This is a genomic window from Pseudomonas sp. D3-27 (assembly GCF_051132165.1).
Taxonomy (GTDB): Bacteria; Pseudomonadota; Gammaproteobacteria; order Pseudomonadales; family Pseudomonadaceae; genus Aquipseudomonas.
Genome location: NZ_CP071667.1, coordinates 776,556 through 792,198, shown reverse-complemented (window position 1 = coordinate 792,198; position 15,643 = coordinate 776,556). Strand labels below are relative to the sequence as shown.

General features: G+C 60.7%; 13 protein-coding genes. 9 read left to right on the top strand and 4 right to left on the bottom strand.

Annotated features, from left to right (window positions below):
- The first annotated feature begins 351 nt into the window (after nucleotides 1–351).
- The 3 genes from J3P92_RS03665 (at nucleotide 352) to J3P92_RS03655 (ending at nucleotide 6,012) form a co-directional block, all read left to right on the top strand.
- Entirely contained in the window at nucleotides 352–5,199 is a 4,848-nt protein-coding gene (locus J3P92_RS03665; RefSeq protein ID WP_434649922.1) for an RHS repeat-associated core domain-containing protein, read from the top strand.
- Nucleotides 5,196–5,594 carry a hypothetical protein gene (locus J3P92_RS03660; RefSeq protein ID WP_434649920.1) on the top strand — a complete coding sequence of 133 codons (399 nt, stop codon included), beginning with the start codon at nucleotides 5,196–5,198 and terminating at the stop codon, nucleotides 5,592–5,594. Before J3P92_RS03665 ends, J3P92_RS03660 begins: the two co-directional genes overlap by 4 nt.
- A gap of 181 nt (nucleotides 5,595–5,775) precedes the next feature.
- Nucleotides 5,776–6,012, top strand: coding sequence for a hypothetical protein (locus tag J3P92_RS03655; RefSeq protein WP_420767578.1), 237 nt, complete (start codon nucleotides 5,776–5,778; stop codon nucleotides 6,010–6,012).
- A 13-nt stretch (nucleotides 6,013–6,025) separates the two neighbouring features.
- Here J3P92_RS03655 and J3P92_RS03650 read toward each other — a convergent pair whose 3' ends face one another.
- On the bottom strand, nucleotides 6,026–6,484 hold the full coding sequence (locus tag J3P92_RS03650) for a GNAT family N-acetyltransferase (RefSeq protein WP_434609323.1): 459 nt from the start codon (nucleotides 6,482–6,484) through the stop codon (nucleotides 6,026–6,028).
- Nucleotides 6,485–6,640: 156 nt separating this feature from the next.
- Between J3P92_RS03650 and J3P92_RS03645 the strand changes: the two genes are divergently transcribed.
- The 6 genes from J3P92_RS03645 (at nucleotide 6,641) to J3P92_RS03620 (ending at nucleotide 12,581) form a co-directional block, all read left to right on the top strand.
- Nucleotides 6,641–7,264 carry a CDP-alcohol phosphatidyltransferase family protein gene (locus J3P92_RS03645; RefSeq protein WP_420767576.1) on the top strand — a complete coding sequence of 208 codons (624 nt, stop codon included), beginning with the start codon at nucleotides 6,641–6,643 and terminating at the stop codon, nucleotides 7,262–7,264.
- A 10-nt stretch (nucleotides 7,265–7,274) separates the two neighbouring features.
- Nucleotides 7,275–9,032, top strand: coding sequence for a bifunctional alpha/beta hydrolase/class I SAM-dependent methyltransferase (locus tag J3P92_RS03640; RefSeq protein WP_434649919.1), 1,758 nt, complete (start codon nucleotides 7,275–7,277; stop codon nucleotides 9,030–9,032).
- Nucleotides 9,032–10,369 carry a phosphatase PAP2/dual specificity phosphatase family protein gene (locus tag J3P92_RS03635; protein ID WP_434649917.1) on the top strand — a complete coding sequence of 446 codons (1,338 nt, stop codon included), beginning with the start codon at nucleotides 9,032–9,034 and terminating at the stop codon, nucleotides 10,367–10,369. The genes J3P92_RS03640 and J3P92_RS03635 overlap by 1 nt, the downstream gene beginning before the upstream one ends.
- Nucleotides 10,366–10,830 (top strand): hypothetical protein, encoded by a 465-nt coding sequence (locus tag J3P92_RS03630; protein WP_434649915.1) that lies wholly within the window; start codon nucleotides 10,366–10,368, stop codon nucleotides 10,828–10,830. The genes J3P92_RS03635 and J3P92_RS03630 overlap by 4 nt, the downstream gene beginning before the upstream one ends.
- A 196-nt stretch (nucleotides 10,831–11,026) precedes the next feature.
- Nucleotides 11,027–11,647, top strand: a complete 621-nt coding sequence (locus J3P92_RS03625) for a lysophospholipid acyltransferase family protein (RefSeq protein WP_420767573.1) — start codon at nucleotides 11,027–11,029, stop codon at nucleotides 11,645–11,647.
- Between the two features lies 1 nt (nucleotide 11,648).
- Entirely contained in the window at nucleotides 11,649–12,581 is a 933-nt protein-coding gene (locus tag J3P92_RS03620; protein ID WP_039594237.1) for a phosphatidate cytidylyltransferase, read from the top strand.
- A 142-nt stretch (nucleotides 12,582–12,723) separates the two neighbouring features.
- Here J3P92_RS03620 and cyoD read toward each other — a convergent pair whose 3' ends face one another.
- Genes cyoD through cyoB form a run of 3 tightly spaced genes read right to left on the bottom strand, consistent with a single transcriptional unit; the run spans nucleotide 12,724 to nucleotide 15,643 of the window.
- Nucleotides 12,724–13,053: a cytochrome o ubiquinol oxidase subunit IV gene (cyoD, locus tag J3P92_RS03615; RefSeq protein ID WP_420767572.1), complete on the bottom strand. Its 330-nt coding sequence runs from the start codon at nucleotides 13,051–13,053 to the stop codon at nucleotides 12,724–12,726.
- Complete coding sequence (cyoC, locus tag J3P92_RS03610; protein WP_434609307.1) at nucleotides 13,053–13,667, bottom strand: cytochrome o ubiquinol oxidase subunit III; 615 nt, start codon at nucleotides 13,665–13,667, stop codon at nucleotides 13,053–13,055. Before cyoC ends, cyoD begins: the two co-directional genes overlap by 1 nt.
- Before the next feature lie 2 nt (nucleotides 13,668–13,669).
- Nucleotides 13,670–15,643 carry a cytochrome o ubiquinol oxidase subunit I gene (gene cyoB, locus J3P92_RS03605; protein ID WP_434649913.1) on the bottom strand — a complete coding sequence of 658 codons (1,974 nt, stop codon included), beginning with the start codon at nucleotides 15,641–15,643 and terminating at the stop codon, nucleotides 13,670–13,672.

Genomic DNA, 15,643 nt, shown 5'->3' with positions numbered 1-15,643 from the left:
CTTACCACTGGGATTCCAAAGCAAACCCGCGTATCCTCCGCCCCACATTTGCGAGCCCACGCCTCGCACCGACAAGGCAGATCACTTTCTGACCAAGTCCCACAGCCGGCCGCAAGAGCCGGATGTACGTTTTGAAGGCTGGTAAGGTTTGTCAAAAACGAACTGAATCAGTCAACGAGAAGCCGGCCATAAGCCGGCTTTTTATTGTCTGAATTCCAAGGGGTCCAGCGGGTTCTTGCCTATCCGGAACCAATTAAAGATTTGCCCTACAGACCCTATCTCCTTTCCTGACTTATTTCTCCAGCCATCCCCGGCAAAGTCTCGCGCCTTCCTGCGTTGCGAGATGTCTGAATGCGTTTCCCTGACAAGACCCCGTCTCTAAGCGGCGCCATTGGTTCGCTGGTCCTGGCCGTCATGAACAAGCCCAATGTCGAGGCGGTGCTACAGGATTTTCGCAATTGCCTGGGCGACTACGACACCTGGGCGCAAAAGTTCTGGAACGGCCAGACGCTGGACATCGAGCAGGTGTTCAAGGTCGGCAATGAGGTCTCGCTCGCGCCTACGAAGGACGGCGGCAAGCAAGTCAGTGCCGTGGTGGCGAGCTGTCCGGCACAAGGTCCATTGACCCTTGTGCATATGTTCCAGGCATCACGTTTCGTGCCAATCGGCGACACACCGGTGGTGCTCGAGCCCATCATTCGGGACGCGCTGGGGAAAGAAACGTTTGGCGATCCAATCCCATACGTCATCGGCCCCAGCGGCATCCTGGAAATCCCTGAATGCGACCGCGGCCAGCGTTACCGCATCAGCTTTTTTCCGAATGTCACGAGCGATCACGTCAGGGCGCTGTATGCCTCTTATCAAACAGCGATCGCCGAGCTCGAAGGTTGGCTGAAAGCCGAGTGGAACGAGTTTCAACCACAGTGGAAGGAATTCTCCGACAGCCGTTTTTTCAAGCGCGTCGACCTGTTGGAGCAGTCTCAGTTACGCGGCTTTGAAAAAGGCCTGTTTGAACTGTGGGACGACATCAAACAGATCTTCGATCTGCTGGCGGACCTTAAGGCCAACAGTGAAAAGCTCCTGGAATACCTCACCGGGGCCGAGCTTGAGCAACTGCTGGAAACTTCGTCAGAGGCGATCGCCAAAGCGCTGATGATTGTGAGCGATGAGCCCTTGCTCTTCGTTTACACGGCGGCGTTCACCAGTTGGCTGCGGATGTTGCCACCGCAATATTTGGCCGAAGTCCTGGGCGAAGTGCGCGCTGCGGTGCTGATCAACTTCATCCTGGCAATCGTTACCGGCGGCTTAGGCATAGGCCTGCGCCTGAGCGGCAAGGCGCTGCGCTTGGTTCGCTCGGAACGAGCCCGCGCATGGTTGCAGGCCTCGAGCCAACGCCTGGGCCAACTCGGTGGCGACAGCCTTAACGCTCATGCCGATGTGCTCAAGCCGGTCGTGATTGCGGGGCGAGGACCTTCAGTGGGGCCGGCGCCTGTCAGACCCTTGCAAATCACCACGGGAGACTCCCCACCTCTGTCGGTCAGCAATCCTGCCGCGATCGTGCGGGAAAAATCCCAGCCGTCTACGCAACTGAGCAAACAAGAACACCACGACGACGCCCCCGCCCAATCGAAAAACCCCAACGGCGACCCCGCCGACAGCGCCGCCCAGACCCGCACCGACGGTTGCCCGGTGTCCATGGTCACCGGCGAAGAGCTGCTCACCCTCGAAGACGGCACCCTCGACGGACGCTTGCCCTTCGTCTTCACCCGCCTCTACCGCACCAGCGCCGCCGACCTGGACATCGGGCTCGGCCGCGGATGGACCCATGCCCTGGCCCATCGCCTGTTGATCGACGGCGAGCAGGTGACCTGGATCGACCAGGAAAACCGCCGCACCACGTTTCCCCGGCCCAGCCTGCAACGCCCAGCCATCCACAACAGCCTGGCCCGCGCGGCGATTTACCTGAGCAACGAGCCGGACGAATTGATCGTCGCCCAGCCCGGCGAAGACGCTCCTTTCCTACATTTTCGCGACGGTCATCTGACGGCCCTGAGCGATCGGTACGACAACCGCCTGACCGTCCAACGCAACATCTACGGCGACATCAGCCGTCTGGACAACGGTGCCGGCCGCTGTTTGCGTTTGCGCTACGAACATCGGCACCTGGTCGCCATCGACTATCAGAGCTTCCACCCGGCGCTGACCCTTGACGAAGCCTGGCGCACTGAACAGACCCTGGTGACCTACCGCTACGATGCGCGTTCGCGCCTCATCGAAGCGACCAACGCCGCCGGCGAGAGCGAGCGCTACGACTACGACGACCAGCACGTCATCCTCCAGCGGCAACTGGCCGGGGGCGCGAGTTTCTACTGGGAGTGGCAAGGCCTCGGCCCGGCGGCGCGCTGTGTCCGGCATTGGGCCTCGTTCGCGCAGATGGACAGCCGCTACACCTGGGGCGACGACGGCAGCGTCACGGTCCGGCATATCGATGGCAGCCAGGACGTGTATGTCCACGACGACCACGCGCGGCTGGTGCGCCAGGTCGATCCCGCCGGCGGCGAACACCTCAAGGCTTATGACGAACAGGGCCGTCTGATCGCCGAGCAAGACCCGCTGGGCGCCGTCACCGAATACCGCTACGACGAAGTCGGACGGCTGGTGGCGCTGATTCCGCCGGAAGGCGAGCCCACGTCCTACGAATACCGAAACGGTTTCCTACACGCCCGGACTCGCGGCAAGGCCGTGTGGACCTACTGGCGCAATGCCCAGGGCGACATCATCGAAGTCGTCGACCCGGCTCGCCAAAGCACCTGGTATCACTATGACGACCAGGGGCAACTGAACACCATCAGCTACCCGGACGGCGGTGCCCATCATTTTGTGCGAAACCCGTTGGGCCAACTGACGGAAGAAATCCTGCCGGACGACGGCCAGCGAGTTTTTTCCTACGACGCCCTGGGCCGTCTGCTGACCCGTCAAGACGAACGCGGCGCCGTCACCCATTACCAATGGGACGCCGTGGGCCGCTTGCTACAGACCACCCTGCCCACCGGCGCGACCCGTGCATGGAGCTACAACGCCTACGGCAAGGTCACCGCGGAGCGGGACGAACTGGGGCGCATCACCCGCTACGAATACGCCGACGATCTGCACCTGGTCAGCCGCCGCCTCAACCCCGACGGCAGCGAACTGAAGTACCGCTACGACTCGGCGCGGCTGTTGCTGACCGAAATCGAGAACGAATCCGGCGAAAAGTATCAGCTGGACTACACGCCCAACGGACTGATCCGACAGGAAACCGGCTTCGACGGCCAGCGCACCGGCTACGCCTACGACCTCAACGGCCACCTGCTGGAAAAGACCGAATTCGGCGCCGACGGCAGCCAGCGGATCACCGCCTACCAACGCGACACCGCCGGCCGCCTGCTGCGCAAGACCTTGCCCGACGGTGCCACGGTCGAGTACGGCTACGACGCCCTCGGGCGACTGATCAGCGTTGAAGACGGCCATTGGCCGCTGGCCTACGAATACGACAACCAGGACCGCCTCGTCGCCGAACACCAGGGTTGGGCGAGCCTGCATTATCGCTACGACGATGTCGGCCGGCTGGTCCATTGCCGCCTGCCCGATCGCAGCACCCTGGATTACCGCCACCTGCGAGGCGGGGCGCTGATCGCCATCGACCTCAACGGCACGTGCCTGACCGAACACCGCTTCAAGGGCGGCCGCGAACGCCAGCGCCAGCAGGGCCAGTTGCTCAGCGACTACAGCTACGACGAACAGGGTCGCCTCAAGGCCCAGACCGTGTGGCAAAGCCAGCAAAAACAACTGTTCTGGCGTGACTATTCCTACACCGCCAACGGCAACCTCGCCGCGCTTTCCGACACGCGAAACCGACGCGGCTACCAGTACGACGCGCTGGATCGCCTGGTGCGCATCGACTACGCCCACAGCCAACCCCCGGAACACTTCTCCCACGACCCGGCCGGCAATGTGTTGTTCAACGACCGTCCCGGCCCGACCACCCTCAAGGGCAACCGCCTGCTGATGGAGGGCGATCGTCACTATGACTACGACGCCTACGGCAACCTGGTCCGCGAACGCCGCGGCCATGCCCAGTGCCTCGTCACGCAATACCGCTACGACAGCCAACATCGGCTCATCGGCGTCACCACCCCCGACGGGAGCGAAACCTCCTACCGCTACGACGCCTTCGGCCGACGCATCGAAAAGACCGTGGACGGCCTTACCACGGAATTCATCTGGCAGGGCGACCAGGTCATCGCTGAAAGCAGCGACCGTCACTACCAGAGCTACGTCTATGAACCCGGCACCTTCCGCCCCCTGGCCCTGCTGGAAGGCGCAGGCCCGGAAAAAGCCACGCCGTTCTACTACCACCTCGACCACCTCGGCACCCCTCAGGAACTGACCAGCCACCAAGGCGAAGTCGTCTGGGCCGCGCGCTACAACGGCTACGGCAAACTCACCGAACTGCGCCACGGCGACGGCAAACGACTGGAACAACCGCTGCGCTTTCAGGGGCAATACCACGACCGGGAAAGCGGCCTGCATTACAACCGGCACCGGTACTACAATCCGGAGACGGGGCGGTATCTGACGCTGGATCCGAGCAAGCTCAAGGGTGGGCTCAATGGGTATCGGTACACCCTGAACCCGACGGGGTGGGTGGATCCGTTGGGGTTGGTGGATTGTCCTGGGAGCGGTGGGTGTAAGCCGGCGGTTGGGGTTGAGGAGCCGACAGATAAGGTTGGGGTGAACGAAGGTGAAACATCTCCTCCAAAACCACCGTACCTTTATCGAGGAGACTCAAGAGGGCCCGAGGTCATATTTGAAGAAGGCTTCGTTAGCTTAGGAGAAAGCACCGACCTATTACTTCATGCATTAGATAATACGAATCCACCGAGCAAATATGTCAGTGCGACTACTGACGTCGATGTCGGGATCGATTTTGGATCAAGATACGGGACTCGGAAGGGATACTTATACGTGCTCAAGAGAATTCCTGGCCGTGATGTTAACAAGGAGTTACCCAAAAAAGACATTCCTTTCAGCTATGAACATGAGATTGCGATTCCCGACCGCATAAAACCCGAGGACATCATAGGCGTGACACCTTTGAAAAAAGACGGCTCCTATGTAGGCTATTCATTGCCCAACCCTCAAAGGAAACAGCCATGACAGATAAAAAGATTATTTGGGTTATCAGGAATGGGCACAAAGAAAAAGCCCAACTCGATATTAATGAAAAAACATGCAGTATCTTGCTAACTTTCCAGAATGGCTGGGCGAAAAATTACACAGATCTAAACATCTATAATTGCTTGGGAAATATTATAAAAGAGCATTCAGACGTGAATTTTTTATGCAAGGGGGCGAAGCGAAACGTGCGTCCTTCAAGCATGTCCGCTCAGATGACATCAGGAATCATGGCCTACGAAAACACTTTGGGTGAGCCAGCTTCTAGGCAAAATCTCGTAAACATATTTGATTTTGATGATCAGGACATCATTAACGACCCCCAATTACAGAAAGACTTTTTCTCTGCTTGGATGAAATCGATACAGATAGATTAGTTAACCGTGTCTAGTTTGTACGTGTTTATCGCGAGCAGCTCACCTCCACCGAGGGAGGCAACATTGCTGCCAGAGCCGTACTTCGAACCGGCCGTTGAGCCAACAATCAAAAAAACGGAACCCAATCCCAGCGGCCCCGCTCAATTTTAAAGAGACCAACCCAAGACGGAGCCCCGCCGCCATGAACAACCCTACCCTCACCTTCGCCCAACTCCACCCCGGCGACCGCTTCACCCTACCGGCCGATCACCGTTTATTCACCAAGCTCACCGACAGCACCGCCCGAGAGCACAGCGTGCATTCGATCAATCTGAAGGAAGAAGGCTACGGCTACGCAGAAGACCCAATAAAACCCCTGCCCGAGGAAGCGCCGGTCGAGTACGTCCCGGTAGGTGGCCCGCTGCGGGCTGGAGGCTAGCGCTCAATCGACATTACAAACACCGCACCATCAGCCATTGCTCCTTGCCCCAAGCCTCGAAGCGCTCCAGCACTTCCCAGCCAAGCTTGGCGTAGTAATCCCGTTCACTGTGGGTGTGCAGGAACAACGTCGCAAAACCTGCTTCTTTGGCATGGTTGCAGATGCCTTCGATCAATTGCGCGGCCAACCCCCTTCGTCGGGCATCCGGGTGGACGAATACGCAGGCCAACCACGGGCCGAGCTCGGGGTGGTCGGGCAGGTCGTCATGTGCCAGCGAGGCTCCGCCCAGCAGTTGGTCATGTTCCATGGCGATCAGGCATTTCCAGCGGCCATCGCGCTGGCCTGCCGAGAATTCCTCCTGCCAGTGGGCCAATGATTGGTGGGCGAATTCATAGGTAAATTCTCGATACAGCCATTCGGCCATCAGGTTGCATTTATCCATGTGGTTGAGGAGCCAATCCACTTGCAGCATCTTAACCATCCTTCTGTAGTCTTTTTCCACCGCGTATACGGCGCAGATGCCTACCCGCGCTCATTCCCAGCAAATACCCACCTGCAAGGCCTCAACCTATCGTAATCTCGCAGCTGAACAAGCCCAGCCCCGAATCCGGCCGAGATCTCATTTCACATGCCTTCCATTTATCAGCTCAAGCCTGCCTTCCAAAACCTGCTTCGTCCCACCGTACAACGCCTTTACGACAAAGGCATCACCGCCAACCAGGTGACCTTGCTCGCCGGCTTCGTTTCCGTGCTGGTGGGGGCGGTGATTGCATGGTTCGCCAGCCATCCGTGGGTTTTCGTCCTGGTGCCGGTGTGGATGTTCCTGCGCATGGCGTTGAATGCGGTGGATGGCATGCTTGCGCGGGAGTTCGGCCAGCAATCGAATCTGGGCGCCTACCTCAATGAGCTATGCGATATCATCGCCGACGCGGCCTTGATCCTGCCTTTTGCCCTGTTTCCCGATACCAGCCTGTTGCTCGTGTTGTTGGTCACGCTGTTGGCGTTGTTCAGCGAATACGCTGGCGTGCTGGGCGCGATGGTCGGGGCTTCGCGGCGCTATGACGGGCCGATGGGCAAGAGTGACCGCGCGTTTGTGTTTGGCGTGCTGGCGACCGGTATTGCCCTGGGTTGGCTCGGGGCGCTGTGGGTTGATGGTGTGATGGCGGTGGTTGCCGCCCTGCTCGTTTATACCTTGGTCAATCGGGTCCGCCATGGCCTGAGCCAGGTGTCGGAAAACGCTCCCTCAGCATAAGGAAATTGCAATGCGTGAAGCCCAGGAACTGACGTTCACCACCCACGACGGCGTGGAGTTGTTCTACCGGCACTGGCCGGCTGTCGAGGCCACGGCGGGTGAACCCCGTCAGGCTGTGTTGTTGTTTCACCGCGGTCATGAACACTCGGGGCGCATCGCGCACCTTGTGGATGAGCTGGATCTGCCCGGGTTCGAATTTTTCGCCTGGGACGCACGTGGCCACGGCCAGTCGCCGGGCGAGCGCGGCGACAGCCCTAGCTTTGCTACCAGCGCCCGTGACGTGCAGACTTTTTGCGATCACATCGGCGCCACGCACCAGATCGACGAACAGAACATCGCCGTGGTCGCGCAAAGCGTCGGCGCGGTGATCGCGTCTACCTGGGTCCACGACTACGCGCCGCGCATTCGCTCGCTGGTGCTGGCGTCGCCAGCCTTCAAGGTCAAGCTCTACGTACCATTCGCCCGTCCGGGCCTGGCGCTGATGCGCAAGTTCCGTGGCAACTTCTTCGTCAACAGCTACGTCAAGGCCAAGTTCCTCAGCCATGACCCGGAGCGGGTGGCGTCCTACGACAGCGATCCGTTGATCACCAAGGCCATTTCGGTGAACGTGCTGCTGGGCCTGTACGAAGCGGCCGACCGGGTTGTAGCCGATGCCCAGGCGATCCAGGTACCGACGCAGCTGTTGATCTCCGGTTCCGACTTCGTGGTGCATCGCAAACCCCAGGAGCAGTTCTTCGAGCGCCTGGGCAGCCTGCACAAGGAGAAGCACATCCTGCCGGGCTTCTTCCACGACACTCTGGGCGAAAAGAACCGTGCGCCAGCCATCGCCAGCGCCCGTCGTTTCATCCTGCAGAATTTTGCCCGCCCGCTGGAGCGCCCTTCCCTGCTGGACGCCGATCGCCTCGGCGTGACCTGCGCCGAAGCCGAAACCCTGGCGACGCCGCTGCCGCACAACTCGCTGCGTGATCTTTACTGGCGCATGACCCGCGCCAGCATGCGCTTAGGCAGCAAGCTGTCTGCCGGCGTGAAACTGGGCTTCGACACCGGCTTCGACTCCGGCAGCACCCTGGACTACGTCTACCGCAACCGCCCCACCGGCACGTCGGCGCTGGGCAAGATGATCGACCAGAACTACCTGAACTCCATCGGTTGGCGCGGTATTCGCCAGCGCAAGGTGCACGTCGAGGAGTTGCTGCGCCTGGCGATGGCCGAGTTGCGCGCCCAGGACCGCGAGGTGCGCATCGTCGACATCGCCGCCGGTCATGGCCGCTACATTCTGGAAGCGCTGCAAGGCGTCAGCCCGTTGCCGGAGTCGATCCTGCTGCGCGACTACAGCGACATCAACGTGCGCGACGGCAGTGCGCTGATCGTCGAGAAGGGCTTGGGCGACATCGCCCGATTCGTCAAGGGCGATGCCTTCGACCGCCAGGACCTGGCGGCGCTGGAGCCCAAGCCGACCCTCGCCGTGGTGTCCGGCCTGTACGAATTGTTCGCCGATAACCAGATGGTCGGCGGCTCCCTCGCGGGCCTGGCCGAAGCGGTGGAGCCCGGCGGTTTCCTGGTCTACACCGGTCAGCCGTGGCACCCGCAACTGGAACTGATCGCCCGCGCCCTGACCAGCCACCGCGCCGGCCAGGCCTGGGTGATGCGTCGGCGCACCCAGGCGGAAATGGATCAGTTGGTCGAGGCGGCGGGCTTTCGCAAGATCACACTGCGTGTCGATGAGTGGGGCATTTTCAGCGTGTCGCTGGCGCAGCGGGTCCAGTAATGAGCGCCGTCATCGCTCCGGTCCGCGAACCCGCGCTGCTGAAACCGGCGGTGCTGTGGCTGCTGTTGCTGGCGCCTCTGTTCTTCACCACGTACGGCTTCGCCACCTGGGTCACGGCCCAGCGTGACGACGTCGGCAGCCTGGTGTTCGGCTGGGAAAGCCACATGCCGTTCATGGCCTGGACGATCGTGCCGTACTGGTCGATTGACCTGTTATACGGCCTATCACTGCTGTTGCCCAACAGCCGCGACGAACTCAAGCGCCACGCCTTGCGCCTGCTCACGGCCCAAGGAATTGCCGTCAGCTGCTTCCTGCTCTGGCCGCTGACTTTTACCTTCCCTCGGCCGGAAATGGACGGGGTGTTCGGCTGGATGTTCGACGTACTGGCCGGCTTCGATAAGCCGTTCAACCAGGCGCCGTCGCTGCACATCGCGCTGCTGGTGGTGCTCTGGGTCTGTTATGAGCGCCACCTGCAAGGCGTCTGGCGTTGGCTGATGCACGGTTGGTTCGCGTTGATCGGCGTGTCGGTGCTGACCACTTACCAACACCATTTCGTCGACGTGCCGACCGGCGCGCTGGCCGGGTGGTTGTGTGTCTGGTTGTGGCCGCTGGACCGACCAAGTCCGCTGTTGAGTGCGCGCCTGGCGACCGATCCAGCCCGTCGACGCTTGGCCATGCGTTATGGCTTGGGCGCGGCGGCGATGTTCATCCCGGCGTTTGCCTTCGGTGGCGCGTGGCTCTGGCTGATATGGCCCGCGGTGGCGCTGCTCATGGTGGCACTGAATTATCTGGTGTTCGGCGCGAGCGGGTTCCAGAAACGTGAAGACGGCCGGCTGAGCCCGGCGGTGCGCTGGTTGCTGGCGCCTTATCTGATGGCGGCGTGGATCAATTCCCGCCTGTGGACGCGCAAGCACCCGCAACCTGACCAGATCATGGATGACGTCTGGCTCGGGCGGATTCCTACGTCGACAGCGCTGAAGGACAGACCGTTCAACGGGGTGCTCGACCTGTGCGCCGAGTTGTCCATGGACAGCACGGCAATCGCTTATCGCACCTTGCCTGTGCTCGACCTGACCGCACCGACCACCGAGCAATGCCTGGAGGCCGCGCAGAATATCGAGCAGTTGCGCCAGCACGGGCCGGTGCTGGTCTGCTGCGCCTTGGGTTATTCGCGCAGCGCCACCGCCGTGGCGGCGTGGTTGCTAAGCACTGGCCGTGCTGCCAGTGTCGACGCAGCCATTGCGCAGATCCAGCGTGTGCGCCCGCGTGTCGTCCTGCACCCGGCCCATCGCCAGGCGTTGGGGCAAATATCCGCAGGGTTCGGGGAATGGTCATGAGCAGTGACATCGAACTGCACACCGTGGCGAGCTTGTTGCGCCGGGGTCATTCGCTGGATCAGCTTTCCACTGGCCTGACCCTGTTGGCGGCGCTGATCGGCCTGGGCCAATGGCTGGTGGGCAGCGTCGATCCGTGGCTGCTGTTGCTGAGCTTCGGCGTGTTCGTCCTCGGCATGCAGGAAAAATATTTGGCGTTTCGCGTGGCCTTTGATGCCGATCTGTTTCAAATCGTCGCGGATGCCGGCAAGCCACTGACCGAACGCACCCAAGCATTGGACGAGGCCCTCGCCAATCTCGGCCTGCAACCGGCCGAGCGTGGCGGGCGGTCGTGGCCCGAGCGCAGCCACGGCTCGATGCGCCTGCTTCGCCGCCAAGCCTGGCTGGTGTTTACGCAAGCTTTGTTGACCGTGAGCTTCGTCCTGGCCAGTCCCTGGCTGGTTTATTCGGACCTTGGAACTTAAACAGGAAATAAATGGCTTTTGTGGCGAGGGAGCTTGCTCCCGCTGGAGGGCGAAGCCCTCCCCTATGATCTGCCTGATAAACCGCGACCTCAGTGTTAGGGCTACTTCGTAGCCCAGCGGGAGCAAGCTCCCTCGCCACATTGTTTGCCTGCGATAGATGTCGCATAACTTCAAGCTTTCAGGACAAGGAATCCTCATGTTCGAACCCGTGGTCGCCAATCTCATCACCTCCGCCGCGCGGATGGTCACCGGCGCTCGCAGCCTGTGGCTCGGCTGCGCGCCGACGCCGGTACAGCGGATCTATTTCGCCAACCACAGCAGCCACGGTGATTTCGTGTTGCTCTGGGCCTCGCTGCCACCGGCGCTACGCAAGCTCACCCGCCCGGTTGCCGGGGCCGATTACTGGCAAACCAGCCCGGTGCGCCGCTACATCATCAACCGGGTGTTCAACGGCGTGCTGGTGGATCGCGAGCGCAAGGACCCTGCCTACAATCCATTGCAGCCGATGCTCGACGCGCTGGAAAACGGCGACTCGTTGATCATCTTCCCCGAGGGCACGCGCAACCCGGACGAAGGCCTGCTGCCGTTCAAGAGCGGGATCTACCACTTAATGAAAAGCCACCCGGAGGTGGAGGTAATCCCGGTGTGGATCGCCAACCTCAACCGCGTCATGCCCAAGGGCCGCGTGCTGCCCTTGCCGCTGCTGTGCACCACCAGCTTCGGCGCGCCGCTGTGCATCGAGGAAGGCGAAAGCAAAGAGCAATTTCTAGAACGCAGCCGTGCCGCGCTGCTGGCACTGGCCCCGGAGCACGTCTGACATGGATCGATATACCTTGATGTTGTTTGGCGGGATCGGCGCGATTCTGCTGCTGGCTTCGTTGATCGGTTTCATTCTCAAGCTGCGGACCAAAGGCGCGCCGAACTCAGTCATCGAGAACCTCAACGCGCGGATCAACGCCTGGTGGATCATGGTGCTGGTGATCGGCATCGCGTTCTGGCTCGGCAACGCGGCGGTAATCCTGCTGTTCTACGCCGTGTCGTTCTACGCGTTGCGCGAATTCCTGACCCTGACGCCGACCCGGCGCAGTGACTATCCCGCCCTCGTGGCGGCGTTTTACCTGGCACTGCCGCTGCAATACCTGCTGATCTACTACGACTGGTACGGACTGTTCTCGATCTTCATTCCGGTGTACGTGTTCCTGCTGTTGCCGATCCTCGCGTCGCTGGGCGGTGACAGCACGCACTTCCTCGAACGCGCGTCGAAAGTGCAGTGGGGGTTGATGATCGCGGTGTTCTGCATTTCCTTCGTGCCCGCCCTGCTGACCTTGGACATTGCAGGTTTTGAAGGGCGCAACCTGTTGCTGATCGCCTACCTGGTGATCGTGGTGCAGCTTTCGGATGTGTTGCAGTACGTCTGCGGCAAGTTGTTCGGCAAGCACAAGATCGCGCCGAACCTGTCGCCGTCGAAGACCGTTGAAGGTTTTGTCGGCGGCATTTTCCTGGCCTCGCTGATCGGCGGCGCGCTGTGGTGGATCACGCCGTTCAACCCCTGGCAGTCATTCCTTATCGCTTTGCTGATCAACCTGCTTGGGTTTGCCGGCGGCATCGTCATGTCGGCCATCAAGCGCGACCGGGGCGTGAAGGATTGGGGCCACATGATCGAAGGCCACGGCGGCATGCTCGACCGCTTGGACTCGGTGTGCTTCGCCGCGCCGATCTTCTTTCATCTGGTTCGGTATTGGTGGACTTGAGATAACCCTGTCCTGAGGCACCGCTTAACTGTGGCGAGGGAGCTTGCTCCCGCTGGGCTGCGCAGCAGCCCCCAGATCTTAGGGCCGCTCCGCGCCCCAGCGGGAGCAAGCTCCCTCGCCACAAAAGCGGTGTAGTGCACATTCAATGCGCCAACATATTGTGATGCACGCTGTACATGATCCACAGCGACAGCCCCACCAGCAGCGCAATCACCACCGCTGAGAACGCCAGCGCCGTCAGGTTCCAGCGTTGCTGCGGTGAGAAGTTCAGGTGCAGGAAATACACCAGGTGGACGACGATCTGGATCACCGCGAATATCGCCACGATCCCGGCCGTCACGGGCTTGGGCAATGTGGGATACATCACCAGGGCGAAGGGGATGACGGTGAGGATGACCGACAGCACGAACCCGGTGAGGTAGGATTTTGCGCTGCCATGGCTGGCATCGACGCTGCTCTGATGACTGCTCATTACATCACTCCAAACAGATAGACCACGGTAAACACACAAATCCACACCACGTCGAGGAAGTGCCAGAACAGGCTCAGGCAGCCCATGCGGGTCGCGTTGACGGTGGTCAGGCCTTTGCGTTGAACCTGGAACATAACGACAGCCATCCACAACAGGCCGGTGGCGACGTGCAGGCCGTGAGTGCCCACCAGGGTGAAGAAGCCCGTGAGGAAGGCGCTGCGGTTCGGGCCATAGCCTTCGGCGATGAGTTTCTCGAACTCATGGATTTCCATGCCGATAAACGCAAGGCCGAGAAGGAACGTCACGCCGAGCCAGGCCAGCACTTTTTGCTTCTGGCCAGCGCTCAGCGCGAGCATGGCGAAACCGTAGGTGATGCTGCTGAACAGCAGGATGAAAGTTTCCGTAAGGACGTAGGGCAATTCGAAAATGTCGGCGGCGCCAGGGCCACCGGCGACGCTTTGCCCCAGTACCGCATAGGTCGCAAACAGCGTTGCGAACAAGATGCAGTCGGTCATCAGGTAGATCCAGAACCCGAACAGGGTCATGGAGCTGGCGTCCGAGTGCCCGTGTTCGGATTCCGGCGCGGTGGCGTTGGGTTGAACGAGATTGGACATGATCAAGCCTCCGCCAACATCTTGATGCGTTGATTTTCGATGCGCGCCACCTCCTCGGCGGGCACGTAGTAATCGATGTCGTCATCGGCGCTGCGCCAGATCACGCCGCCGATGGTCGCGACCAACCCGACAATGGCCAGCCACCAGATATGCCACACCAGGGCAAAGCACATGATCAGGCTGAACAGGCTGATGACCAGTCCCATGGTGGTGTTTCGCGGCATGTGGATGGCTTGGAAGTCGGCTTCGATGGCAGTTTTCTGCCCACGCTCCTTAATGCCCCAATAGGCGTCGATGCCCTCCACCACCGGTTGCTGGGCGAAGTTATAGAACGGCGGCGGTGACGTCGTGGACCACTCCAGCGTGCGACCGTCCCATGGGTCGCCCGTCAGGTCGCGGTTCTGGTGGCGGTGGCGGATGCTGAAGTAGAACTGCAAGATCTGGCAGACCACGCCGCACAGGATGATGCCGACACCGATCAACTCCAGCTCCAGCCAGGGCCGCCACTGCGGAACATCAAAGTGGTTCAAACGCCGCGTCATGCCCATGAAGCCCAGGAAGTAGGACGGCATGAAGGCGAAGTAGAAGCCGACAATCCAGCACCAGAACGCCGCCCGTCCAAAGCCGTCATGGAGCTTGAAGCCGAATGCCTTGGGAAACCAATAGGTCAGGCCGCACAGGTAGCCAAACACGGCGCCACCGATGATCACGTTGTGGAAGTGGGCGATCAGGAACAGGCTGTTGTGCAGCAGGAAATCCGCCCCGGGCACCGCCAGCAGCACGCCGGTCATGCCACCGATGCTGAACGTGACGATGAAGCCCACCGTCCACAGCATCGGCGTTTCAAAGCGAACTCGCCCGCGGTACATGGTGAACAGCCAGGTGAAAATCTTCACTCCCGTAGGCACGGCGATGATCATGGTCATGATGCCGAAGAAGGCGTTGACGTTCGCCCCCGAGCCCATCGTGAAGAAGTGGTGCACCCAGACGATGAACGACAGGATGGTGATGACGATTGTCGCCCACACCAGCGAGTGATAGCCGAACAGACGCTTGCGGCTGAAGGTGGACGCCACCTCGGAAAAGATGCCGAACGCCGGCAGGATCAGGATGTACACCTCCGGGTGGCCCCAGGCCCAGATGAGGTTGACGTACATCATCGGGTTGCCGCCCAGCTCGTTGGTGAAAAAGTGCATGTCCAGGTAGCGGTCGAGGCTGAGCATGAACAGCGTCGCGGTAAGAATCGGGAACGATGCAAGAATCAGCACCGCCGTGCACAGCACCGTCCAGGTGAACACCGGCATGCGGAAAAGCGTCATACCCGGTGTACGCATTTTCAGGATCGTGACGAAGAAATTCACCCCGGTGAGCAACGTTCCGACCCCGGATATCTGTAATGACCAGATGTAATAGTCCACCCCGACCCCGGGGCTGTAGGAAAGCCCCGACAACGGCGGATAAGCGACCCAACCGGTGCGGGCGAACTCACCGACCGCCAGGGAAATGTTCACCAGCATCGCGCCGGCCACGAATAGCCAGAAACTCAACGCGTTGAGGAACGGGAACGCAACGTCCCGGGCACCGATCTGCAAGGGCACGACGATGTTCATCAACCCCACCACCAACGGCATCGCCATGAAGAAAATCATGATCACGCCATGGGCGGTGAAGATCTGGTCGTAGTGTTCCGGTGGCAGATAACCGGGCGAACCGTCGGACGCCATCGCCTGCTGCGTGCGCATCATGATCGCGTCGGAAAACCCGCGCAGCAGCATCACCAGGCCCACGACGATGTACATCACGCCGATGCGCTTGTGATCGACCGAGGTGAACCACTCTTTCCACAGGTACGTCCATTTGCGGCGGTAGGTGATGGCGCCGATGCCCGCCAAGGCGACCAGCCCCACCACCGCGAGGGTCCACATGATGATGGGCTCATCCGTCGGGATCGCCTCAAGGTTGAGTTTTCCAAACAT